Raw genomic sequence first — 23,016 nt, 5'->3', positions numbered from 1 at the left:
CAACGACCAACCACCCATCACCCCACCAGAACCTGGTGAGTGCACTGGGGCCGGCGACCGAAGACCAGGCGGTTAAGCCCGTACCTTCAGATACCCAACAGCGTGCCCGGCCCAGCCAGTCGATGTGTCCGCTTTCCACGCCGAAGCAGTACTCGCAAAACTCATCCAACTGAACTGTGCCGAATAGTCAACGTTCCACCCATGAGCTGACCGTGCAGAACATTTGTCTGCAGACGGTGCTGTGCTCCTTAGAAAGGAGGTGATCCAGCCGCACCTTCCGGTACGGCTACCTTGTTACGACTTCGTCCCAATCGCCAGTCCCACCTTCGACAGCTCCCTCCCACAAGGGGTTGGGCCACCGGCTTCGGGTGTTACCGACTTTCGTGACGTGACGGGCGGTGTGTACAAGGCCCGGGAACGTATTCACCGCAGCAATGCTGATCTGCGATTACTAGCAACTCCGACTTCATGGGGTCGAGTTGCAGACCCCAATCCGAACTGAGACCGGCTTTTTGAGATTCGCTCCGCCTCGCGGCATCGCAGCTCTTTGTACCGGCCATTGTAGCACGTGTGCAGCCCAAGACATAAGGGGCATGATGACTTGACGTCGTCCCCACCTTCCTCCGAGTTGACCCCGGCAGTCTCCTGTGAGTCCCCATCACCCCGAAGGGCATGCTGGCAACACAGAACAAGGGTTGCGCTCGTTGCGGGACTTAACCCAACATCTCACGACACGAGCTGACGACAGCCATGCACCACCTGTATACCGACCACAAGGGGGCGACTATCTCTAGCCGTTTCCGGTATATGTCAAGCCTTGGTAAGGTTCTTCGCGTTGCGTCGAATTAAGCCACATGCTCCGCTGCTTGTGCGGGCCCCCGTCAATTCCTTTGAGTTTTAGCCTTGCGGCCGTACTCCCCAGGCGGGGAACTTAATGCGTTAGCTGCGGCACCGACGACGTGGAATGTCGCCAACACCTAGTTCCCAACGTTTACGGCGTGGACTACCAGGGTATCTAATCCTGTTCGCTCCCCACGCTTTCGCTCCTCAGCGTCAGTAATGGCCCAGAGATCCGCCTTCGCCACCGGTGTTCCTCCTGATATCTGCGCATTTCACCGCTACACCAGGAATTCCGATCTCCCCTACCACACTCTAGCTAGCCCGTATCGAATGCAGACCCGGGGTTAAGCCCCGGGCTTTCACATCCGACGTGACAAGCCGCCTACGAGCTCTTTACGCCCAATAATTCCGGACAACGCTTGCGCCCTACGTATTACCGCGGCTGCTGGCACGTAGTTAGCCGGCGCTTCTTCTGCAGGTACCGTCACTTTCGCTTCTTCCCTGCTGAAAGAGGTTTACAACCCGAAGGCCGTCATCCCTCACGCGGCGTCGCTGCATCAGGCTTTCGCCCATTGTGCAATATTCCCCACTGCTGCCTCCCGTAGGAGTCTGGGCCGTGTCTCAGTCCCAGTGTGGCCGGTCGCCCTCTCAGGCCGGCTACCCGTCGTCGCCTTGGTAGGCCATTACCCCACCAACAAGCTGATAGGCCGCGGGCTCATCCTTCACCGCCGGAGCTTTTAACCCCTCAAGATGCCCTGAGGAGTATTATCCGGTATTAGACCCCGTTTCCAGGGCTTGTCCCAGAGTGAAGGGCAGATTGCCCACGTGTTACTCACCCGTTCGCCACTAATCCACCCCGAAGGGCTTCATCGTTCGACTTGCATGTGTTAAGCACGCCGCCAGCGTTCGTCCTGAGCCAGGATCAAACTCTCCATGAATGTTTACCCGTAATCGGGTGCACACATCACGTAAGAGCGGGACGGAACCACCGGAATAAGGCGGCCCGTCCACAGCGTCCTCGCTGTGTAATTGCCTGCCCACCACAAGGGCGTGCAGGACTTTTCAAAGGAACCTCGTCCCACCGAAGTGGAGACGGGGTTGTCAATCTGGCGTTGACTTTTGGCACGCTGTTGAGTTCTCAAGGAACGGACGCTTCCTTTGTACTCACCCTCTCGGGCTTTCCTCCGGGCGCTTCCCTTCGGTATTTCGTGTTTCCAGCCTAGCAGACTCGATTTCTCGTTTCCGCCACCCGCTGGAGCGGGGTATTCGCTTTCCGGCCTTTCGGCTTTCCGGCGATTCAGACTCTAGCAAGTCTTTTCCGTCTTCCGCACCACCGTCTTCGCAGGCATGCGCAGTCGGAAATCCGGGTTAGGATCGGGACTTGGTAGGTGCCGCCGACCGCCGAATCACAGTGTCGTGATGGGGTCAGGCAGGAGTACGACAGTACAGGCCACCGGGAGTTGAGGCAAATCGTTTCCGGTGTGCACCTAGGTCCGTCAACCAGTACCTAACGGCACCTGTCGTGCGGAACTAGGACTTCTTATGACTTACGCTTCTGAACAGTACGCCGTCCAGGACAGGTAGTGACGGCGACACTTGAAGCTCCGCCCCTGGGAGGCTCCCCATGACTAGCGTGACGTCCCCACTTTCCGGACAGGCCATCGGGCTCGCTGCAGTGCCCGACCCCGTCTTCTCCGGCGCGATGGTGGGCCCCGGCACCGCTATTGATCCCGTTCGTGAGCCGTCGGCGGCCGTGGCGCCCGTGGACGGCGTCGTTGTGTCCCTGCACCCGCACGCGTTCGTCGTCGTCGACGGCGAAGGCCACGGTGTGCTGACGCACCTCGGAATCGACACCGTTCAGCTCAACGGCGAGGGCTTCGAGCTCCTCGTCAACAAGGGGGACACCGTGACGCGCGGCCAGGAGGTCGTGCGCTGGAACCCGGCCGCCGTCGAGGCCGCCGGCAAGTCCCCCATCTGTCCCATCGTGGCTCTCGAGGCCACCGCTGACTCCCTCTCCGATGTCGTTGACAGCGGCGACGTGAAGGCCGGCGACGCGCTCTTCGGCTGGCAGTGACGCCGGCGCCGCTGTGACGGCGCGCGCTTGACGGACAACAACGGCGGCGGCACCGGCCGCCGCGACTATCGGAGACGGTGAGATGGAGACAACGCTGCGAGGCGTCGGCGTGAGCCACGGTGTGGCGATCGGCGAGGTTCGGCACATGGGTACGGCGGTTCTCGAGCCGCCTGCCAAGCAGATTCCGGCATCGGAGCACGGACGCGAACAGGGGCGCGCCCGCCAAGCCGTGGAAGCTGTGGCCGCCGACCTGATGGCGCGCGGCAATCTGGCCGGCGGTGAGGCGCAGGCCGTGCTGGAGGCCCAGGCGATGATCGCCCAGGACCCCGAGCTGATGTCCGATGTCGACCGGCGCATCGTCGTCGGCAGCACGGCCGAGCGGGCCGTGTACGACGCCTTCTCGCACTACCGCGAGCTCCTCGCGGGTGCGGGCGAGTACATGGCGGGGCGCGTCGCCGACCTCGACGACGTACGGAACCGGATCGTGGCGCGTCTGCTGGGCGTGCCCATGCCGGGTGTGCCGGACAGCGACGAGCCGTATGTGCTCATCGCGCGGGACCTCGCGCCCGCCGACACGGCGCTGCTCGACCCGGCGCTCGTGCTCGGCTTCGTGACCGAGGAGGGCGGGCCCACCAGCCACAGCGCCATTCTGGCGCGGGCGCTCGGTGTTCCCGCGATCGTGGCCCTGCCGGGCGCCGGTGAGCTGGCCGAAGGCACGCTGGTCGCTGTCGACGGCAGCACGGGTGAGATCTTCGTGGACCCGAGCGAGGAGAAGCGGGCCGAGCTCGAACGGTCCGCCGCCGCGCGGAAGGCGGCGCTGACCGCGTCGTCGGGTCCGGGCGCGACGTCGGACGGCCACAAGGTTCCGCTGCTCGCCAACGTCGGCGGTCCCGCGGACGTGCCGGCCGCGGTGGAGGCCGGCGCCGAGGGCGTCGGTCTGTTCCGTACCGAGTTCCTCTTCCTGGACGACTCCGCCAAGGCACCGTCCGAGGACAAGCAGGTCGAGGCGTACCGCAAGGTGCTCGAAGCGTTCCCCGAGGGACGTGTCGTGGTGCGGGTCCTGGACGCGGGCGCCGACAAGCCGCTCGACTTCCTGACCCCTGCCGACGAGCCCAATCCGGCGCTCGGCGTGCGGGGTCTGCGGTCGCTGCTCGACCACCCCGAGGTGCTGCGGACGCAGCTGACCGCGCTGGCCAAGGCCGCCGAGGGGCTGCCCGTCTACCTTGAGGTCATGGCCCCGATGGTGGCCGACCGTACGGACGCGAAGGCGTTCGCCGACGCGTGCCGTGAGGCGGGGCTGCGGGCGAAGTTCGGCGCGATGGTGGAGATTCCGTCCGCCGCGCTGCGGGCGCGTTCGATCCTGCAGGAGGTCGAGTTCCTGTCGCTCGGCACCAACGACCTGGCGCAGTACGCCTTCGCGGCGGACCGTCAGGTCGGCGCGGTGTCCCGGCTCCAGGACCCGTGGCAGCCCGCGCTGCTCGACCTGATCTCGATGTCCGCCGAGGCCGCCAAGGCCGAGGGCAAGAGCTGTGGTGTCTGTGGCGAGGCTGCCTCCGATCCGCTGCTGGCATGTGTCCTGACGGGTCTTGGTGTGACCAGCCTGTCGATGGGCGCGGCGTCCATTCCCTATGTGCGCGCGACGCTGGCGAAGCACACGCTGGCGCAGTGCGAGCGTGCGGCGTCGGCGGCGCGTGCCGCGGACACTGCCGAGGACGCGCGCAAGGCCGCGCAGGCGGTGCTGTCCGGCGAGTGACCGGGCGGTCGTGAGACCGGTGTGGGAGGGGCTTCCCGTCGCGATGCGGCGGGGAGCCCCTCTTCTGTTTCCCCTTCTTTCAGTCGCCTTCCGTTTCCTTCAGTGGCGGCTGTCGGGCTGGTCGATGGGGAAGCCGGCCCGGTAGTCGACGCCGGGTTCGGGGGCCACGGGCTCGCCGGTCTCCGCGTCGGTGCAGTAGGCGCTGAAGACCTCGCCCTCGGTCAGCGGATCGAGCCGGTCGTGCTGGAGGCGCCAGCCGTACAGGCGGTCGGGGACGCCCGGTGCGCTCGTGCGCAGTACCAGGCCGCCGGTGCTGTGCAGGGCGATGCCCGCGGCGAGGACGGTCACGAATTCCGCGGCGTCGCCTTCGTCGAGGTGTGCCGGGTCTCCTCCCTCGCGGTGTGCGTGCAGGACGCTGATGAGCTGGTCGTCCCGCGCGGGGATGCTGCACACGAGGTGGTGGGTGCCGGGGCCGGCCGCCTCCAGGAGGTTGAGCAGGAGGTGGGAGGCGCGGTCGAAGGCGGAGCGGCCGATGTCCTGGCCGCATTCGGCGCACTCCCCCGCCTCGGCCAGAAGAAGTGTGGCGTACTCCCATGTGGCTTTGCGGACGGCCTTGTTGATGAGGTGCGGGACGAGGCTGTCGATGGGCTGGCCCGCGTAGGCCACGCAGGCGCCGCCCGCCGCCAGTTCGGCCGTGAAGCGTGTACGGCTGTCCGCCGTGTCCGGATCGAGGCCGTTGGCCGTACAGAATTCGGTGAACTCGTCCGGGTCGAAGAGCGCGACCGTGGTGTGTGCGCCCTGCGCGGCGCGTGCGCGCAGCAGGCCTTCGACCTGGCGCAGGTAGGCGGTGTGGTCGTCGAAGGCGAAGGACCGGTATCGCGTCATGGCCGTGAAGTCGTGGGCGTCGGCGAGGAGGCCGACGGTGCCCGGCATCTCACGGCGGAGTGTGCGCCGGATGGCCTTGATGTGGTGCGTGTGCGCCATGTTTCCCCCTGAGCACGGTGTCCATCAATGCTCACTCACCGTAACCGCCGCCACTGACAGTGCCGTTGGCGCGGGTCGCGGGCGCACCAGGCGGTGCTGTGCCAGGCAGGTCCCGGCGATGACCGCGCCGAAGGTGAGCCAGCCCGCCGGGCCGGTGGCGATCGCCGCGGTGACGGCGAGGGGGCCGATGCTGCGCTGGACGGACTGGGCGAGGCCGTGGACGCCGAGGTAGGCCCCTTGTGCGTCGTCGGGGGCGAGCGCGATCGAGAGTTCCCAGGAGACGGTGGCGTGGATGATCTCGGCGAGGGTGAAGGCGGCGGTCGCGGTCACGAGGAAGGCGGTGGCCGGGCCGGCTCCGTGCGCGGTGGAGGCCGCGATCGCCACTCCCGCGAGCGCGAAGATCGCTGAGAGCGGGAGCAGCAGTCGGCGGGCGGCCGGGGTGGTGGTGCCGAATCGCGCGAGGGGCACTTGGAGGCCCACCACCATCACGTTGTTGATGACCATGAGCAACGGGACGAGGCCGTGGGGGGCGTCGGTGGCGTGCACCGTCCAGAGCGGGAGGCCGACCTTGAACACGGCGTCGTCGAGGAAGAGCACGGTCTCGGTGACCACGAATGCCAGATAGCGGCGGTCCCGCCAGGGGGTGGCCGCCCGGGGTGCGACCGCCGGGTCGCCGGACTTGGCGATGGTGCGGGAAGGCGCCGTGGGCTCGGCGCAGAGCGCGGTGATGAGGGCGGAGCCGAGGAACGACAGGGCGTTGCCGGCCAGGAGCCATGCGTAGGCGGAGGCCGAGCCGATGGCGAGGGCTCCCGCCGCGGCCAGGCCGCCGACGGCCCATCCCGCGTTCGCGACGGTCCGGCTGACGGCCTGGTAGCGCACGCGGCCGGGGCCCGCGATCCGGGCGGCGTACAGCTTGGTGAGGACATTGGCGGAGCGGTCGCCGAAGCTTCCTATGGAGGCGAACAGGAGCAGCAGGGCGAAGTGGTCGGTGGTCAGGAGCGCGAACGCGGCCAGGGCGCGGACCACTTGGAGGCCGATGAGTACGCGGGTCAGGGGCAGCCGGTCCGCGATGCGCCCGCCGATGGGGGCGCCCGCTATGCCGACGGCTCCCGAGACGGCCACCAGGGTGCCGATCTGGCCGAGCGAGAGTCCGGCGACGTCGCTGAAGTAGAGGACGGAGACGGCTTCCCACAGTCCGCTGCCGGTCCGGTCGACGAAGGCGACGGAGAGCATGCGGCGCCCATCAGCGCCTCCTGGAACGCGTTCCCACAGCGCGGCCCGCCGGCGGCTCCCGTTCATTGTTCCCCCTTGACCTACAGTTATGTATTGATACATAGTTCATTACGTGGCAGCACAATATTCGATCGCCGGTACGACAGCCAAGGGCATTGCCGCGTCCATCGAGCGCGCGGTCGCCGAGGGCGGCCTCGGTCCGGGCGACGCGCTCCCTCCGGTACGCCGGCTCGCCGACGAACTGGCGGTGAGCCCCGGCACGGTCGCGACCGCCTACAAGGAGCTGCGGCAGCGCGGTGTGGTGGTCACGCGGGGCCGCGGCGGCACCGTGGTGGCGGCGGCGCCCGCGGTGGCTTCCCGCCGGCCGCCCAAGGTGCCCGAAGGGCTGCGGGATCTGGCGGGCGGCCACCCCGACTTCGCGTTCCTGCCGGACCTGCCGGCGCTGGTGGCGCCACCGACCGGGCCGCGATCGCACCGCGCCACGCCCCGGCTGCCGGGCCTGGAGGAGCGGGCGCGCGCCTGGTTCGACGGCGACGGGGTCCCGTCCGACTGCGTGACGTTCGCCCACGGAGCCCTTGACTGCATCGCGCGACTGCTCGCTACGGAGCTGCGCCCCGGGGACGCGGTGGCCATGGAGGACCCCGGCTACCACCATCTGCTCGATCTGCTGCAGGCCATGGGGCTGCGCACGATCGCGGTCGCGGTGGACGACGAGGGGATGCGCCCCCAGGGGCTGCGCGATGCGCTGCGCGCCGGTGCGCGGGCCGTCGTGTGCAGCCCGCGGGCGCAGAATCCGTACGGAGGGCACTTCTCGGCGGCGCGGCGTGACGCATTGGTCGACGTGCTCCGACAGGCACCCGAGGTGCTGGTGATCGAGAACGACCATGCCGCCGAGATCGCGGGAGCGGAGCTCAACTCCCTTACGGAGGGCGGGCTTTCCCGGTGGGCCCAGGTGCGGACCGTGACCAAGTACCTGGGCACGGACCTGCGGTGGGCGGCCGCCGCGTGCGATCCGGTGACGCTGGCGCGGCACGACGGGCGGCTCCTGCTCACCTCCGGCTGGGTGAGCCATCTGCTGCAGGCCGCCGTCCTCGCCCTGTTCGACGATCCGTCGGCGCGGCTCCTGGTGGAGCGGGCGGAGGTCGCCTACGAGAAGCGCCGCGCGGCGTTCGTCGCGGCCCTCGCGGAGCGTGGGATCGCGGCGCACGGGGCGAGCGGGATGAACGTGTGGGTGCCGGTGCGCGACGAGTCCGCCGTCGTCAACGGGCTGCGCACGCGCGGCTGGTGGGTGGCGGCCGGGGCCCGCTTCCGCATGGCCGCGGCGCCCGGCGTGCGGGTCACCGTGGCCGGCCTGGAGACCGCGCGGGCCGCGCGGCTGGCCTCGGACTTCGCGGACGCGCTGGGCGAGTCCGAGGCCACCTACGGGGGCTGATCAGCCGCGCTTGCGGGCGATGTCCTCGTAGAACCGCAGCAGGTCCAGGTCGTCCACCGACCCGGGGTTGACGGCCTTGTCGAGGGCCGCTCCTTGGAGCAGCCGCTTCACGGGCACCTCGATGCGCTTGCCGGTGAGGGTGTGCGGAACTCCGGGCGCCTCGATGATCTCGTCGGGGACGTGCCGGGGTGAGAGCTGCTCACGGATCGCCTGCTTGATCCTGGTCCGCAGGGCGTCGTCCAGTGCGGCCCCGTCGGCGAGGTGGACGAACAGCGGCATCCAGTAGCCGCCGTCGGGCTCTTCGAGGCCGATGACGAGCGATTCGCGGATCTCCGGGAGCCGTTCGACGACCTCGTAGATGTCGGCCGAACCCATGCGCACGCCCTGGCGGTTGAGGGTCGAGTCGGAGCGGCCGTGGATGATCACCGAGCCGTGGTCGGTGAGGGTGATCCAGTCGCCGTGCCGCCATACGCCGGGGAACATGTCGAAGTAACTGTCGTGGTAGCGGCTGCCGTCGGGGTCGTTCCAGAAGCGGATCGGCATGGACGGCATGGGGTTGGTGACGACGAGTTCGCCGACCTCGCCGATGACGGGCCTGCCCTGCGCGTCCCAGGCCTGGAGGTCGGTGCCGAGACAGGGTGCCTGGAGCTCGCCGATGTGCACGGGGAGTGTCGGGACCGCTCCCGCGAAACAGGAGCAGACGTCGGTGCCGCCGCTGACCGAGGCGATCCACAGGTCCTCGCGCACCTCGTCGTGGAGCCAGCGGAACCCGTCGGGCGGCAGCGGCGAGCCCGTGGTCGCCACGCCCTTGACGCGGGACAGGTCGAAGTCGCGCCCCGGGTGCACCTCCGCCTTGCGGCACGCCATCACGTACGCGGCCGACGTGCCGAACAGGGTGGCTCCGGTGCGCTCCGCGACACCCCACTGGGCGCCCGTGTCGGGGTGGCCGGGGCTGCCGTCGTACAGGACGACGGTGGTGCCGGTGAGCAGGCCGGAGACGAGGAAGTTCCACATCATCCAGCCGGTCGAGGTGTACCAGAAGAAACGGTCCTCGGGGCCGAGGTCGCAGTGCAGCCCGAGCTGCTTGAAGTGTTCGAGCAGGATGCCGCCCTGGGACTGCACGATCGCCTTGGGCAGCCCCGTCGTGCCGGACGAGTAGAGCACCCACAGGGGGTGGCCGAAGGGCACCTGCTCGAAGACGGGTTCCGTGTCACCGCCGGTGAGCGCGGACCACTCCAGGGTGCCCTCGGGGGCCGGCGTGCCGAGCAGCGGGATGTGCACGACGGCCCGCAGCGTGGGCAGGTCGCGGCGCAGTTCCGCCACGACGTCGGTGCGGTCGTGCTCCTTGCCGCCGTAGCGGTATCCGTCGACGGTGAACAGGACCACGGGTTCGACCTGTTGGAAGCGGTCCAGGACGCTGCGGGCGCCGAAGTCGGGGGCGCACGAGGTCCACACCGCGCCGACGGCGGCCGATGCCAGGAACGCGGTGACCGCCTGCGGCACGTTGGGCAGGTAGCCGCTCACCCGGTCGCCGGGGCGGACGCCCAGGGCGCGCAGTTCGGCCGCGAGCGAGCCGACCTGGCGGCGCAGCTCGCCCCAGCTGATCTCCACGGGCTCGTGGGTCTCGTCGACGTGCAGCAGCGCGGGGGCGCCGGCCCGCGCCGGGTCCTCGGCGGCGCGCAGCGCGTGTTCGGCGTAGTTCAGGGTGGCGCCCGGGAACCACTGGGCTCCGGGCATCGTTCGATCGGCAAGGACAGCTTCGTACGGGGAGGAGAAGCGGATGTCGAACCAGTCGGCGACGGCTTGCCAGAAGGTGTCGAGTTCGGCGACGGACCAGCGGTGGAGAGCCGGGTATCCGCCCTCGGCCGGCGCCCCGTAGCGCTCCGCGGCCCAGGCCTGGAAGCGGGTGATCCGCGCGGCGGCGATGCGGTCGGAGTCCGGCTGCCACAGGGGCGCGGACTGCGGATCGGGGTTCGCTGCTGAGGTCATCGGTCGGCTCCCGGGCTGTAACGCGTGGTCTGCGTGTTTCCCGCACACACGCGAGGGGTGTGCGCGTGAGGCGGCTGGAAGGGACGATGCCATGTGATCGTCTTCCGCACCAGGGTGTTCCCCCCATAGTCGGGGGGCCGCTCATATGGCGCCACCACAGGTGAACGGCAGCCGAACACACCGCGCACGGAGCCGCCCGGGTGGCAGGGTGAGCTGCATGAACGGCGATGACCTGGTGCGCTCGGTGAAGGCGGTCGGCTCGGTGCACGGGTTGCGGGCTCTGCGCTCGGCCCTGCTGCGGCGCCGCACGGACGCACGGGACCTGCCGGCGCGCGGCCCCGAGCGGGCCAGGGTGCCGGGGGCGGTGACGGGGGCCGAGCCGAGTCCGGGCGGTGGCGTGGTGCGCTTCGCGCGTTCCGAGCTCCGGGTGCGGGTCACCGTGGGCGGCGCGGTGTTCTGGGGCTGGGACGGAGCGGAGCCCGAGCCGTCGTACGCCCTGGGCGGCCGGGCGCCGGAGCCGGATGCGCGGGCCGTCCTGGAGCCGGACAAGAACGGCGGCTGGCGGGTGGTGTCCGAGCGGCTGACCTTGGTCATCTCCCGGCACGGCGCGGTGGAGGTGTGCGCGCCGGGCGGCGGCGTACTGCGCCGTGAGCTTGCGCCGCGCTGGTGGGAGCCGGTCGGCGGAGGCCATGCGCGGTGGCTCCAGCGGTCCGAAGTGCCCGCCGACGCACGGTTCTTCGGGCTCGGCGGGCGCTCCGGCGGGCCCCGTCTGCGGGACGGCTCGTACCGCCTGTGGAACACCGACCCGGGGGGCGCGTTCGGTCCCGGGGACGACCCGCTGTACATCACCATGCCGGTGCAGCTGGTGGTCGCGGACGCGGGGACCCACCTCGCGTTCTACGACAACACCTGGGACGGCCGGGTGCTGCTGCGTGAGGGAGAGGAGGGCGCGGGCTCGGGCCACGACCGGCCGGGCGGGAGCGAGCTGCGCATGGACGGGGGTCCGTTGCGGTGCTGGGTGGTGGCGGGCACCCCGGCCCGGGTCCTGCAGGGCTGGACGGCGCTCACCGGCGCGCCCGCGCTGCCGCCGTCCTGGGCCCTCGGCCCCCAGCACGCCCGCTGGGGGTTCGGCAGCGAGCGCGAGGTGCGGCGGATCGCCGCCGGGTACGGCGAGCGCGGCCTGCCGCTCTCCGCGCTCCACCTCGACATCGACCACCTCGACGCCCACCAGGTCTTCACCGTCGACCGGCACGCCTTCCCGGCGCTGCCGCGGCTGGCCGAGGACCTGGCGAAGGACGGGGTGCGGCTGGTCTCCATCGTCGACCCCGCCGTCCGGGCGGAGCGCGGGAACGCGGTGTACGAGGGCGGTCTCGCCGCCGGGGCCTTCGTCAAGGATGCCCGGGGCCGTGAGGTGCGCGGTCAGGTGTGGCCCGGGGAGTGCGCCTATCCGGACTTCACCGACCCGGAGGCACGCGCCTGGTGGGGCGGGCTCTACCGGGAGCGGCTCGACCAGGGGTTCGCCGGGGTGTGGCACGACATGAACGAGCCGGTGTCCTTCGCGCCCTTCGGCGATCCGACGCTGCCCCGATCGGCCCGGCACGAGCTGGAGGGCCATGGCGGCGACCACCGGGAGGCCCACAACGTGTACGGCCTCTCGATGGCGCGGGCCGGCTACGAGGGGCTGTGCCGGCTGCGGCCCGAGGAGCGCCCCTTCCTCTTCTCGCGTTCGGGCTGGGCCGGGATGCAGCGCTACGGCGGCGCCTGGTCGGGCGATGTGACGACGGGCTGGCCCGGTCTGCGCGCCTCGCTCTCCCTCGTCCTGGGCCTCGGCCTGTGCGGGGTGCCCTATTCCGGGCCCGATGTGGGCGGCTTCACCGGCACGCCCTCCCCCGAGCTGTATCTGCGCTGGTTCCAGCTCGGCGCCTGGATGCCGCTGTTCCGTACGCACTCCGCGAAGTGGGCGGGGCGGCGCGAGCCCTGGGAGTTCGGGCCCGCGGTCCTCGAAGGGGCACGGGCGGCGCTGGCCGAACGGCGGCGGCTGCACCCGTACTTCGAGACGCTGGCCCAGCTGGCGCGCATGACGGGTGCCCCCTATGTGCGCCCACTGTGGTGGGGCGCGCCCGGCGACCGGGCGCTGCGTGCGTGCGAGGACGCCTTCCTGCTGGGCGACGCGCTGCTCGTGGCCCCGGTCTTCGAGCGGGGTGCGGACCGGCGGGCGGTGCGGTTGCCGCGCGGGCGCTGGTACGACACCGCGACGGGCAAGGCCCACGACGGCCCCGGCCAAGTGCTGCTGGACGCTCCCCTCTCCCGGATTCCGGTGCTCGCCCGAGCGGGGTCGGTGCTCCCGGTACGCGGCGAGGACGGGGGCCTGGAGCTGGAGGTGTGGGCGCCGGCCGCCGGCCGCACCGGCGGCGGCCTCGTGGTGCGGGACCGGGGCGACGGCTGGGAGCCCGCGCGGGTGGAGCGTTTCTCGACGCGGGTCGTCGACGGCCGTGTGGTGGTGGAGCGGGTCGCGGGCGGCCCGGACGTCGAGGTCGGGTACCCGGTGCGGGTGCGCGGGGCGGCGCGCTGAAACGCCGTCGGGTGCGGCGCCGATCAGCCGGTGGACCCGGCGCCGCTCCCCGGCCCGTACTCCCCGGCGAACCATCGGCGGACCGCCTCGGTGTGCAGGGGGAAGGCCAACTCGGCGGGCCCCCGCAGCAGTTCCCACCCCTCGCTCTCGTCGGTCGACCGGGTGGGCGGCAGCGCGCCGGCCGGGCGCGGGGGCAGCAGCCCGAACAGGAGCAGGTGCTGGGGCGAGCTGAGGGCGTCCGCGAGGCGCACCTCGTCCGCCGGCAGGTCGATGCCGGTCTCCTCCCGGAGTTCGCGCACGACCGCGTTCTGCCAGCTCTCGCCGTGATCGATGAAACCGCCGGGCAGGGCGCGCCCGCCGCGCTGCGGCTCGATGGTGCGGGTGATGACGATCAGGCCGCCTCCGTGCGGGTCGGTGACCGGAAGGAGCGCGACGGCGACGGGGAGCGGATTGCGGTAGGCCGTCGTGCCGCAGGCCGCGCAGGAGCGGGGCCAGCCGTCCGGGCTGTCGTACGGGGTCCCGCACGCACCGCAGTGGGAGTCGGGGAGAGGCTGCTTCGGGGTGGCGGTCACGCGCGGACTCTAACCGATCGCCCCCTGCCGTAAGGGAGTTGCCGTGATGGAGGGTGTGCACATGACACGACGTGACGAACCACAAGGACGCGACCGCCGACCGGCGGGACCTGCCGGAGGAGACCGGCGAGCCGAAGGACCGGCGCGAACCGAACGACCGCGACCCACCGAAGGAGCACGGTCGGCCGAACAGCCGGGGCGGGCTCAGGCACCCGAGCCCGCTCAGGCACCCGGAGTGCGTACGCCCTCGCCCGAGCGCGCCGGACAGCGTGGCGCGGTGCGCCGCTCGGCTGCTCGGAGGCTGGGCCGGATCGTGGTCTGCGCCGCCGCCCTGCTCGCCGTCACCGCGCTCGCGCCCGCCGCCGGGTCCGCGCCCCGGCAGGAGGCGCCGCGCTCCTTCGTCGCGTTGAGCTCCGTCGATCCCACGATCATCCAGGAGATGCGGTACATCACCCCGCACGACTTCGTGGGCGCGCCGGTCGACGGGTATCGGCAGCCGCTGTGCATCCTGACCCGGCCCGTCGCCGAGGCGCTCCACCGGGCCCAGTCGCGTCTGCTGCGGCAGGGCTACTCGCTGAAGGTGTACGACTGCTACCGGCCGCAGCGGGCGGTCGACCACTTCGTGCGCTGGGCGAAGGATCTGGACGACGAGCGGATGAAGGCGGAGTTCTATCCGAGGGTCGACAAGTCGAGGTTGTTCGCGGACGGGTACATCGCCGAGAAGTCCGGGCACAGCCGGGGCAGCACCATGGACCTGACCATCGTCCGACTGCCCGCGCTGCCCACCCGGCCCTACCACCCGGGCGACCCGCTCAAGCCCTGCTATGCGCCGCGCGGAGAACGGTTCCCCGACAACTCCGTCGACATGGGCACCGGATTCGACTGCTTCGACACCCTGGCGCACACCGACGACCCCCGCATCCAGGGCGCCCAGCGGGCGAACCGGCAGTTCCTCAAGAGCACGCTGGAGGCGCAGGGATTCGTCAACCTGCCCGAGGAGTGGTGGCACTTCACCTACCGGCCGGAGCGCTTCCCCGACACCTACTTCGACTTCCCGGTGGCGTGGCGGTCCGTGGCGGGCCACTGACGTACTGCCGGTTCCGTTTCACTGCCCCCCTACCGGACAAGGGCCTCGTCATGGCTGCCCCAAGCAGTCACATCCGGGATTCCGGTTGAGGTGGGAGCGGGCGTCCGGGGCCACCCCCGTGGGTCCCGGACACCCGCTCTGTCCTCTCGGACGCGAAGGAGCCGTATCCGGTTCTCCGCCGAGGGATTAGGTTCGGCCGCATGACGAAACCTGTGTTCGAGTCGTACGAGGAGTTCTGGCCCTACTACGTGGCGATGCACTCCAGGACCGCCACGCGCTGGGTGCATCTGACGGGCACGCTCACGGGGCTGGCGCTCAGCGCCTACGGCCTCGCGCGGGGCCGCAAGCGGTACACCCTCGCCCTTCCGCTCGTCGGGTACGGCACCGCGTGGCCGGCGCACTGGTTCATCGAGCGGAACAACCCGGCGAGCTTCGGGCACCCCGCCTGGTCGCTGCGCGGCGACCGGCAGATGATCCGCATGATGCTGGCGGGGCGCGACCGCGAGCTGGGCGAGATCGCCGCGAAGTGGCTCGCCGACCACCGCTGAGCGCGGACCCGGCGCCGACCGCCCCTCCCCAACCCCGGTCGCCCGTGGCACACTTCTGACGTTCCGTCAGGAAACTGTGCCGGGAGGGGCCTTGACCGACGCACGTACGCACACGCCTGTGGTCGCGGGCTGGTTCACGGATGCGCGGGGGCAGGACTTCCGGCTGCTCGGCACCCGGTGCACCGCCTGCGCGTCCGTCTTCTTCCCGCGCGAGGACTCGTTCTGCCGCAACCCCGCCTGTCCGGGCGGGGAGCTGGCGGAGGTGCCCCTGTCCCGGCGGGGCCGGGTGTGGTCGTACACGGACGGCCGCTACCGTCCCCCCGCCCCCTATGTGTCCGACCCCCATACGGCGTGGGAGCCCTACACCCTCGTCGCCGTCGAGCTGGCGGCCGAGCGGATGGTGGTGCTCGGCCAGGCGGCGCCCGGCGTGCGCACCGCCGACCTCGCGGTCGGGATGGAGGTCGAGGTGGTGCCGGGCGTCCTCGACGAGGACGCCGGGACCGTCTGGACGACCTGGCACTGGCGGCCCGTGGAGGTGGCGGCATGAGCGGCGACATCGCGGTCCTCGGTGCGGGGATGCACCCGTGGGGCAAGTGGGGGCGGAGCTTCGTCGAGTACGGGACCGTCGCCGCCCGCGCGGCGCTCGCCGACGCCGGGATCGACTGGACGCAGGTGGACTCGGTGGTCGGCGCGGACACCGTGCGCGGCGGCTACCCCGGCTATGTGTCGGGGGCGACCTTCGCGCGAGCGCTCGGCTGGCAGGGAGCGCGGGTCACCAGCGTGTACGCGGCGTGCGCCTCCGGCGCCCAGGCAGTCGGCGCGGCGCGGGCACAGATCCTGGCCCGACTGGCCGACGTGGTGCTGGTGGTGGGGGCCGACGCGGCGCCGAAGGGGTTCTTCGCGCCGGCCGGCGGGGAGCGCCCCGACGACCCGGACTGGCTCCGGTTCCGGGTGCTCGGCGCGACCAACCCCGCCTACTTCGGCCTCTACGCCCGGCGCCGCATGGCCCTGCACGGCGACACGGTGGACGACTTCGCGCAGGTCAAGGTGAAGAACGCGGCGGCCGGCGCGCTCAACCCGAACGCCCGGTACCGCAAGGCGGTCAGCGCCGAGGAGGTCGCGGCGTCCGCCGTGGTCGCCGATCCCCTGCGCCTCCTGGACATCTGCGCCACGTCGGACGGCGCGGCGGCGCTGGTCCTCACCAGCATGGACTTCGCCCGGCGGCACGGCGCCGCCGACCCGGTCCGCATCCGCGCCGTCTCGACCGTGACCCCGACGTATCCCAGGGCCGTCCTCGACCTCCCCGACATCGCCACGGACTCGGCGGCGGCCGTGGCACCCTCCCCGCACTCCTTCCGCGCCGCCATCGCGCGGGCCGCCTACGAAGAGGCCGGCATCGGGCCCGAGGAGCTGTCGCTCGCCGAGGTGTACGACCTGTCCACCGCTCTGGAACTGGAGTGGTACGAGGACCTCGGGCTCTGCGGCACGGGCGAGGGAGCCAAGCTCGTACGGGACGGGGCGACCTCGCTCGGCGGGCGCATCCCGGTCAACACCAGCGGTGGCCTCGCGTCGTTCGGCGAGGCGGTGCCCGCCCAGGCCATCGCCCAGGTCTGCGAGCTGACCTGGCAGCTGCGCGGCACCGCGGGAGCCCGGCAAGTGACGGGGGCCCGGGTCGGGATCACCGCGAACCAGGGTCTGTTCGGCCACGGCTCGGCGGTGGTGGCGGTGCGCTAGGGACGCCGGGGCCGCACGGGACGGGGAGGGCGTCCGGAGTGGCTTCGGTGGCCAACAGCCTTTGCCGCACGGCACCTTGACGGCCCGTCACCACCGGTGAAAACTTCCCGTTACCTCTCGGCACCGCCGTGTCACGGGGCTCCGGCCCCATCCACCACGCAGCCCTTCGATCCAGGGGTGGCCATGACGGACAAGTTCGTCGCCGCGATCGACCAGGGGACCACGTCCAGCCGCTGCATCATCTTCGACCGGAGCGGCGCGATCGTCGGTGCCGACCAGCGCGAGCACCGGCAGATCTTCCCCAAGCCCGGCTGGGTGGAGCACGACGCCGCCGAGATCTGGGCCAAGGTGCAGGCCGTCGTGGCGGGCGCGCTCGTCCGGGCCGGCCTGCGCGCCGAGGACCTCAGCGCGCTCGGCATCACCAATCAGCGCGAGACGACGGTGCTGTGGGACCGGGCGACCGGCAAACCCGTGCACAACGCGATCGTGTGGCAGGACACCCGTACCTCCGCGCTCTGTCACGAACTCGCCGCCGGCGTCGGCCAGGACCGGTTCCGTGACACGACCGGGCTGCCGCTGGCCAGCTACTTCTCCGGTCCCAAGGCCGCCTGGCTGCTCGACAACGTGCCCGGCCTGCGGGCCCGCGCCGAGCGCGGTGAGATCGCCTTCGGGACCGTCGACTCCTGGCTGATCTGGAACCTGACCGGCGGCACGTCCGGCGGCGTCCACGTCACCGACGTCACCAACGCCTCGCGGACCCTGCTCATGGACCTGGAGACCCTGCGCTGGGACCCCGCGATCCTCGCCGCACTGCGCGTGCCACAGGCGATGCTCCCCGAGATCAGGTCCTCGGCGGAGGTGTACGGCACCGCCGTCGGCCGGCTGGCCGGCGTGCCCGTCGCCGCCGCGCTCGGCGACCAGCAGGCGGCGGTCTTCGGACAGGCCTGCTACGACACGGGGACCGCCAAGAACACGTACGGGACCGGGAGCTTCCTGCTCCTCAACACCGGCACCCGGCCCGTGGCGTCGAAGAACGGCCTGATCACCACCGTCGGGTACCGGATCGGTGAACAGGCGCCGGTGTACTGCCTGGAGGGCTCCATCGCGGTCACCGGCGCCCTCGTGCAGTGGTTCCGCGACCAGCTCGGCATCATCCGCGGCACGGACGAGATCGAAGCCCTCGCGGCGAGCGTCGACGACAACGGCGGGGCCTACATCGTGCCCGCCTTCTCCGGGCTCTTCGCGCCCTACTGGCGCTCCGACGCGCGGGGCGTCATCACGGGCCTGACGCGGTACGTGACGAAGGCGCACCTGGCGCGGGCGGTCCTGGAAGCCACGAGCTGGCAGACCCGGGAGGTCGTCGACGCCATGTTCCAGGACTCGGGTGTGCGGATCACGACGCTGAAGGTGGACGGCGGGATGACCGCCAACAGCCTCCTGATGCAGCATCAGGCCGACGTGCTCGGCGTCCCGGTGATCCGGCCCAAGGTCTCCGAGACGACATGTCTGGGAGCGGCCTACGCGGCCGGGCTCGCCACCGGTGTCTGGTCGGACCTCGACGAACTGAGGGCGCACTGGCAGCGCGATGCGCAATGGTCCCCGCGCATGGAGAGCCAGGTCCGTGAGCGCGAGTACGGCAACTGGCGCAAGGCGGTGGAGCGCAGCCTCGGCTGGCACGAGGAGGGCGGGCGGTAGGCCCCCGTGGACGCGCGGCCCGCACCCCGGTCGGTGGGGGTGCGGGCCGCGCCACGCGGGAGGCGGAGCCGCCTCATGTACTCGCGTGCTGGCGGGACTTCGCGGACATCGCCATGGCGTGCTCGACCACCCCGACGAGGATCTCCTTGACCGATTCGCGCACCCGCGCGTCGCACAGGAGGAGCGGCACCTCGGGGTCGAGGTCGAGGGCGGCGCGCACCGTCTCGGCGGGGTACCGCGTGGCGTCGTCGAAGCAGTTGACGGCGACGGTGAAGGGGATGCCCCGGCGTTCGAAGTAGTCGATGCCGGCGAAGCAGTCCTCCAGGCGGCGGGTGTCGGCGAGGACGACCGCGCCGAGCGCGCCCTGCGCCAGCTCGTCCCACAGGAACCAGAAGCGGTCCTGCCCCGGGGTGCCGAAGAGGTAGAGCACCAGGTCCTCGCGGAGCGTGATGCGTCCGAAGTCCATGGCCACCGTGGTGGTGCTCTTGCCCTCCACGCCGTCGAGGTCGTCGATGGGCCGGCCCGCCTCGCTGAGGCGTTCCTCGGTGCGCAGGGGACGGATCTCGCTCACCGCGCCGACCAGGGTGGTCTTGCCCACGCCGAAGCCGCCGGCGACCAGGATCTTCAGGGTCACCGGATCGACGTGCCGCTTCCTGCGGCTAGAGCGCCCGAAGGCCATTGATCACCTCGCGGAGAAGGGACTCGTCCGGCAGCTCGGCCGGCGGAACGGGTCGGGTTACGTGGACCAGGGCGTCGGCGACGAGATCGCCGACCAGGACCCGGACCACCCCGACGGGGAGGTCGAGTCCTGCGGCGAGTTCGGCGATCGACTGCGGTGCGTCGCCGCAGCGTTCGACGATCTCCACGTGCTCCGGGGAGAGCGTCTGGTCGCGGCCCGGGTCGTCGGCCGCGGGTTCCGGGACGACCACGGCGATCAGGTCGAGACGGTGCTGGCCCGCGCTGGTGGTGCGGCCACGCGTCATGGCGTACGGCCGCACCACGGGGCCGGCCTCGGCGTCGAACCAGTGGAGCGGGCGGCCGGGCGGCGCCGACGGGTCCCCCGGCCGTTGCCCGGCCCGTTGGTCTGCGTCACTCATGGCGTCCCCCCGGTCATGGCGTACCCCCCTCACCCTCCGGTGTGCAGGCCGGTCCGTGGTGCGGTGGTCAGGTGGACGCCGACCCGCTTGACCATGAGGGTCATCTCGTAGGCGACCTGTCCGACGTCGGAGTCGGCGTCGGACAGGACGGCCAGACAGCTGCCGTCGCCGGCGGCCGTCACGAAGAGGAAGGCGTCGTCGAGCTCGACGACGGTCTGGCGGACCCTGCCCGCGTCGAAGTGGCGTCCGACGCCCTTCGCGAGGCTGTGGAAGCCGGAGGCGACGGCGGCCAGGTGTTCGCCGTCCTCACGGGTCAGGTCGCGCGAGGTCCCCGTCGCCAGGCCGTCGCCGGAGAGCACGAGGGCCTTGCGGATGGAGCCGACGCGGTCGACCAACTCGTCCAGGAGCCAGTTGAGTTCGCCGGAACCGCTCCCGGTGGCGTTGCGTACTGCGGCTGAGTCTTGTGGCGCGGTCATCGACCGTCCCCCTCCGGTGTGGTTCGTCGTGCGGTGTCGCCTCGGTCCGGCGCGGACGGTCCTTCCGCGGTGTCCGAAGCTTCGTTGTGCCTGCGGCCGCGCTGCCAGCCGCGTTGCAGGGCGGCCATCCGGTCGCGCACCTCGTCGGCGTCGCGCTCCGGCTCGGGCCCGCTGTCGGGGCCGGGCGCGGGGCGGTGGCCGTCGGGGGCGTCCTTGAGCTGGGGGGCCAGGCTCGCCTGGCGAACCCGGCGGGGCAGCCCGTCGAGGGGCTCACCGGGTGCGGACTCTCCCGGGCCGCCGGGGAGGCTGCCCCAGGAGGGTGCGGAGCTCGGCGGACCCGGCAGACCCGGCGGAGGCGCGGCGGGCGGCTGGTCGAGGCCCGTGGGCCGCACCGGAGTCAGACCCGACGGCCGCGGCGCGGGGTGCGGGGGCTGCGGGGACGCCGGCTCGGGTCGGGGCGCCGAAGCGCGGGGAACCTGGGGACGCTGCGGCTGGGTGGGGCGCCGCTCGGGCAGGCGGCTCTCGAAGGCGCGGCGCACCTCCGGGGACGGTTCGGCGTCGGGTGCGGGGTGGCCGCGGCCGGGCCCGTCCACGCGCCTGCCGTTGTCGCTGACCAGGGTCGGCACCCGGTGCCGGCGCGGCAGCGGAAGGGGCTCCCGCTCGTCGCCCTCGTCGGCGGTCTGCTGGTGCTGGTGGCCCTCGTCGGCCGGCTCGGCGGCCCGGTGGGCGGAGCGGAGGAGCCCGCCACGTCCCGGTTCGCCGCCTTCGCGCACCGAGGGCGCTTCGAACACGGACGGTTCGTCCAGGCCCAACGGGTCGAGCGGGGGCTCCAGTTCGACCGGGCCGTCGAGCACCGACTGGCCGGGGATGCCGACCGGCAGCGGGGAGAGCGCGCGGCGCGGCGGCGCGGCGCCGCGGTCGTCCTCCGCGCGGCCCGAGCCGCGGTCGAGCCGGAAGCCGGTGCCGTCGGTCTCGGGCGCGTCGGTGAGCAGGGTGGCCGGCAGGAACACGACGGCGGTGGTGCCTCCGTAGGGAGACGGCTGGAGGGAGACCCGTACGTTCTGGCGCTGGGCCAGCCGGCTCACCACGAACAGGCCGAGCCGGTCGGTGTCGGACAGCTCGAACTCGGGGGTCTCGGCGAGCCGCAGGTTGGCGTCGAGCAGCATCTCCGGCGTCATGCCGAGACCGCGGTCGTGGATCTCCAGAGTGAAGCCGTTGGCGACCCGCTCGCCGTGCACCTGCACGGCGGTGTGCGGGGGCGAGAACACCGTGGCGTTCTCCAGGAGTTCGGCGATGAGGTGGGTGAGGTCGGCGACGGCGGGGCCGCCCACACCGAGCCGGGGCAGCCTGCGGACCTCGATGCGCTCGTAGTCCTCGACCTCGGCGACCGCGGCCCGTACGACGTCCATGAGCTGGACCGGCTTGCGCCACTGGCGGGAGGGGGCGGCGCCGGACAGGATCACCAGGCCTTCGGCGTGCCGGCGCATGCGGGTGGTGAGGTGGTCGAGGCGGAAGAGGTCGGCGAGTTCGTCGGTGTCCTCGGTACGCCGTTCCATGGTGTCCAGGAGCGTCAACTGGCGGTGCAGGAGCACCTGGTTGCGGCGGGCGAGGTTGACGAAGACCTCGGAGACGCCGCGGCGCATGTCGGCCTGTTTGACGGCGGCTTCGACGGCGGCGCGTTGCAGGGTGTTCAGCGCCTGGCCGACCTGGCCGACCTCGTCGCGTTCGTAGTCGAGGCGGGGCGCCTCGGTCTCCACGTCGACGGTCTCGCCGGCGGCGAGCCTGCGCATCACGCTCGGCAGCCGGACGCCGGAGGCCTCGTGGGCCTCCTTGCGGAGCCGGGTCAGGTCACGCACGAGGCCGCGGCCGATGCGTACGGACATGAAGAGGGAGATCAGCAGGGCGAGGAAGCCGAGGACGCCGGCGAGCCCCGCCTTGATCAGTACGTCGAAGGCGACCGGCTCGACCCGGTCCTGGTAGCGGTTGCCGGCCTCGGTGCCCATCTGCGCGAGGTGGTCGAGGACGGGCGTCACGGCCTGCTGCCAGCGGGCGGCGTCGATGTGGTGCGGGTTCCTGGCCGGCCCCGCGTCGATGACGGCGGCCTCCGCGGTGCGCAGCGCCTCGGTGTCGGGGCCGTTCCAGTACTGCTGGAAACGCTCGCGTTCGGCGTTGGGCAGGAGCTCCAGGTTGGTGTCGTAGAGCAGTTCCCGGTTGGCCACCAGGTCGGACACGCGGCGCAGTTCGGGGGTGGTCGTCTTCGGGGTGATGAGGGAGGAGGCGACGAGGGCGTCCTCGCGGGAGAGCATCTCGCGGGCGCGGTTGACGCCCACGAGGGCCCGGCTCTGCTTGTCCATCTCCACGTTCTCCAGGGGGTGGAGATTCATGAGGAAGCCGTAGCAGGGGTCGATGAGGCGGTTGTAGTACTCCAGCGCCTGGGTGCGGTCGACCGTGCCCTGTTCGATGGAGTGGCGCAGCCCGACCACCGTGTCGAAGCCGGCGAGGGCCGCCTTGAGGTGGGTCTTCGCGGTCTTCTGGAGATCGCCGCGGATGTCGGAGTCCCGTGCGGCGGCGCGGATCCTGGCGATCCCGGCGTCGGTGGCGGCGCGGCGGCCGCGCAGCGAGGTGAGGGCGTCCGCGGGGCGCTCGTCGGCGAGGTAGACGAGGGTCTGGCGCCGCTCCTGCTGGATGTCGCGGACGGTGTCTTCGAGGGGGTAGCCCACCTTTTTGACGATGCGCGCCACGTCCATGAGCCCGCCGGCCTGCCGGCCCGTGAGGTAGGTCGAGAACCCCCACAGTGCGGTGAGGGAGACGAGCGGCACGAGCAGCAACGCCACGATCTTCCTGCGGATGGACTTCCCGCGAAAGCGCATGGCCTCCCCCAGATCAACCGTCAACAAACGGCGTGAGCCTACTACTGACACGAAGACAAC

Annotated in this window: 17 protein-coding genes and 1 rRNA gene; 9 read left to right on the top strand and 9 right to left on the bottom strand. The window is 71.4% G+C overall.

Annotation, left to right across the window (positions count from 1 at the left end; genetic code table 11):
* Window positions 1–252: 252 nt before the first annotated feature.
* Window positions 253–1,778 (bottom strand): 16S ribosomal RNA (locus OOJ98_RS10345).
* 686 nt (window positions 1,779–2,464) lie between these two features.
* On the opposite strand from OOJ98_RS10345, the gene OOJ98_RS10340 reads away from it, so the two are divergent.
* Together OOJ98_RS10340 and ptsP are read left to right on the top strand one after the other, a co-directional pair.
* On the top strand, window positions 2,465–2,914 hold the full coding sequence (locus tag OOJ98_RS10340; protein WP_267054324.1) for a PTS glucose transporter subunit IIA: 450 nt from the start codon (window positions 2,465–2,467) through the stop codon (window positions 2,912–2,914).
* A gap of 82 nt (window positions 2,915–2,996) precedes the next feature.
* Complete coding sequence (gene ptsP, locus OOJ98_RS10335; RefSeq protein ID WP_267054323.1) at window positions 2,997–4,667, top strand: phosphoenolpyruvate--protein phosphotransferase; 1,671 nt, start codon at window positions 2,997–2,999, stop codon at window positions 4,665–4,667.
* A gap of 99 nt (window positions 4,668–4,766) precedes the next feature.
* Here ptsP and OOJ98_RS10330 read toward each other — a convergent pair whose 3' ends face one another.
* Both OOJ98_RS10330 and OOJ98_RS10325 read right to left on the bottom strand, forming a co-directional pair.
* Window positions 4,767–5,651, bottom strand: a complete 885-nt coding sequence (locus OOJ98_RS10330; protein ID WP_267054322.1) for a hypothetical protein — start codon at window positions 5,649–5,651, stop codon at window positions 4,767–4,769.
* A 24-nt stretch (window positions 5,652–5,675) separates the two neighbouring features.
* Window positions 5,676–6,884 (bottom strand): MFS transporter, encoded by a 1,209-nt coding sequence (locus OOJ98_RS10325; RefSeq protein WP_267054321.1) that lies wholly within the window; start codon window positions 6,882–6,884, stop codon window positions 5,676–5,678.
* A gap of 112 nt (window positions 6,885–6,996) precedes the next feature.
* Here OOJ98_RS10325 and OOJ98_RS10320 point away from each other — a divergent pair, with 112 nt between their 5' ends.
* The gene (locus OOJ98_RS10320; RefSeq protein ID WP_267054320.1) at window positions 6,997–8,316 is read left to right on the top strand and encodes an aminotransferase class I/II-fold pyridoxal phosphate-dependent enzyme; all 1,320 of its coding nucleotides are present in this window, start codon (window positions 6,997–6,999) and stop codon (window positions 8,314–8,316) included.
* On the opposite strand, the gene OOJ98_RS10315 is transcribed toward OOJ98_RS10320, so the two are convergent.
* A complete protein-coding gene (locus OOJ98_RS10315) occupies window positions 8,317–10,305 on the bottom strand; it encodes an acetoacetate--CoA ligase (protein WP_267054319.1) in 1,989 nt (662 codons plus the stop codon).
* A 217-nt stretch (window positions 10,306–10,522) separates the two neighbouring features.
* On the opposite strand from OOJ98_RS10315, the gene OOJ98_RS10310 reads away from it, so the two are divergent.
* Entirely contained in the window at window positions 10,523–12,877 is a 2,355-nt protein-coding gene (locus tag OOJ98_RS10310; RefSeq protein WP_267054318.1) for a glycoside hydrolase family 31 protein, read from the top strand.
* A gap of 23 nt (window positions 12,878–12,900) precedes the next feature.
* On the opposite strand, the gene OOJ98_RS10305 is transcribed toward OOJ98_RS10310, so the two are convergent.
* Window positions 12,901–13,449, bottom strand: a complete 549-nt coding sequence (locus tag OOJ98_RS10305; RefSeq protein ID WP_267054317.1) for an NUDIX domain-containing protein — start codon at window positions 13,447–13,449, stop codon at window positions 12,901–12,903.
* Window positions 13,450–13,750: 301 nt separating this feature from the next.
* On the opposite strand from OOJ98_RS10305, the gene OOJ98_RS10300 reads away from it, so the two are divergent.
* The 5 genes from OOJ98_RS10300 to glpK all read left to right on the top strand — a co-directional run bounded on the left by OOJ98_RS10300 (window position 13,751) and on the right by glpK (window position 18,513).
* Entirely contained in the window at window positions 13,751–14,536 is a 786-nt protein-coding gene (locus OOJ98_RS10300) for a M15 family metallopeptidase (protein ID WP_267055588.1), read from the top strand.
* A gap of 200 nt (window positions 14,537–14,736) precedes the next feature.
* Complete coding sequence (locus OOJ98_RS10295; RefSeq protein WP_267054316.1) at window positions 14,737–15,084, top strand: DUF962 domain-containing protein; 348 nt, start codon at window positions 14,737–14,739, stop codon at window positions 15,082–15,084.
* A 118-nt stretch (window positions 15,085–15,202) separates the two neighbouring features.
* The gene (locus tag OOJ98_RS10290; protein ID WP_267055587.1) at window positions 15,203–15,631 is read left to right on the top strand and encodes a Zn-ribbon domain-containing OB-fold protein; all 429 of its coding nucleotides are present in this window, start codon (window positions 15,203–15,205) and stop codon (window positions 15,629–15,631) included.
* Window positions 15,628–16,818 carry a lipid-transfer protein gene (locus OOJ98_RS10285; protein ID WP_267054315.1) on the top strand — a complete coding sequence of 397 codons (1,191 nt, stop codon included), beginning with the start codon at window positions 15,628–15,630 and terminating at the stop codon, window positions 16,816–16,818. The genes OOJ98_RS10290 and OOJ98_RS10285 overlap by 4 nt, the downstream gene beginning before the upstream one ends.
* 183 nt (window positions 16,819–17,001) lie before the next feature.
* A complete protein-coding gene (glpK, locus tag OOJ98_RS10280) occupies window positions 17,002–18,513 on the top strand; it encodes a glycerol kinase GlpK (RefSeq protein WP_267054314.1) in 1,512 nt (503 codons plus the stop codon).
* Window positions 18,514–18,586: 73 nt separating this feature from the next.
* Here the strand turns inward: glpK and OOJ98_RS10275 are convergent, their stop codons facing one another.
* From OOJ98_RS10275 to OOJ98_RS10260, 4 genes are read right to left on the bottom strand one after another with little or no spacing between them, the layout of a single operon-like run.
* Window positions 18,587–19,192 carry an ATP/GTP-binding protein gene (locus tag OOJ98_RS10275; protein ID WP_267054313.1) on the bottom strand — a complete coding sequence of 202 codons (606 nt, stop codon included), beginning with the start codon at window positions 19,190–19,192 and terminating at the stop codon, window positions 18,587–18,589.
* On the bottom strand, window positions 19,173–19,610 hold the full coding sequence (locus tag OOJ98_RS10270) for a DUF742 domain-containing protein (protein WP_267054312.1): 438 nt from the start codon (window positions 19,608–19,610) through the stop codon (window positions 19,173–19,175). The genes OOJ98_RS10275 and OOJ98_RS10270 overlap by 20 nt, the downstream gene beginning before the upstream one ends.
* A 29-nt stretch (window positions 19,611–19,639) precedes the next feature.
* Complete coding sequence (locus OOJ98_RS10265; protein ID WP_267054311.1) at window positions 19,640–20,086, bottom strand: roadblock/LC7 domain-containing protein; 447 nt, start codon at window positions 20,084–20,086, stop codon at window positions 19,640–19,642.
* Window positions 20,083–22,956, bottom strand: a complete 2,874-nt coding sequence (locus OOJ98_RS10260) for a nitrate- and nitrite sensing domain-containing protein (RefSeq protein WP_267054310.1) — start codon at window positions 22,954–22,956, stop codon at window positions 20,083–20,085. The genes OOJ98_RS10265 and OOJ98_RS10260 overlap by 4 nt, the downstream gene beginning before the upstream one ends.
* Window positions 22,957–23,016: the final 60 nt, after the last annotated feature.

The organism is Streptomyces sp. NBC_00083 (genome assembly GCF_026343295.1).
Lineage (GTDB): Bacteria > Actinomycetota > Actinomycetes > Streptomycetales > Streptomycetaceae > Streptomyces.
Note: the sequence above shows the minus strand (reverse complement) of the source record. Positions and strands in the feature narration are given on the sequence as shown.

Coding starts and splice junctions, on each gene's coding strand:
- OOJ98_RS10270 (WP_267054312.1), bottom strand. CDS start 19,610: ATGAGTGACGCAGACCAACGGGCCGGGCAACGGCCGGGGGACCCGTCG.
- glpK (WP_267054314.1), top strand. CDS start 17,002: ATGACGGACAAGTTCGTCGCCGCGATCGACCAGGGGACCACGTCCAGC.
- ptsP (WP_267054323.1), top strand. CDS start 2,997: ATGGAGACAACGCTGCGAGGCGTCGGCGTGAGCCACGGTGTGGCGATC.
- OOJ98_RS10275 (WP_267054313.1), bottom strand. CDS start 19,192: ATGGCCTTCGGGCGCTCTAGCCGCAGGAAGCGGCACGTCGATCCGGTG.
- OOJ98_RS10265 (WP_267054311.1), bottom strand. CDS start 20,086: ATGACCGCGCCACAAGACTCAGCCGCAGTACGCAACGCCACCGGGAGC.
- OOJ98_RS10340 (WP_267054324.1), top strand. CDS start 2,465: ATGACTAGCGTGACGTCCCCACTTTCCGGACAGGCCATCGGGCTCGCT.
- OOJ98_RS10330 (WP_267054322.1), bottom strand. CDS start 5,651: ATGGCGCACACGCACCACATCAAGGCCATCCGGCGCACACTCCGCCGT.
- OOJ98_RS10325 (WP_267054321.1), bottom strand. CDS start 6,884: ATGCTCTCCGTCGCCTTCGTCGACCGGACCGGCAGCGGACTGTGGGAA.
- OOJ98_RS10295 (WP_267054316.1), top strand. CDS start 14,737: ATGACGAAACCTGTGTTCGAGTCGTACGAGGAGTTCTGGCCCTACTAC.
- OOJ98_RS10310 (WP_267054318.1), top strand. CDS start 10,523: ATGAACGGCGATGACCTGGTGCGCTCGGTGAAGGCGGTCGGCTCGGTG.
- OOJ98_RS10315 (WP_267054319.1), bottom strand. CDS start 10,305: ATGACCTCAGCAGCGAACCCCGATCCGCAGTCCGCGCCCCTGTGGCAG.
- OOJ98_RS10285 (WP_267054315.1), top strand. CDS start 15,628: ATGAGCGGCGACATCGCGGTCCTCGGTGCGGGGATGCACCCGTGGGGC.
- OOJ98_RS10260 (WP_267054310.1), bottom strand. CDS start 22,956: ATGCGCTTTCGCGGGAAGTCCATCCGCAGGAAGATCGTGGCGTTGCTG.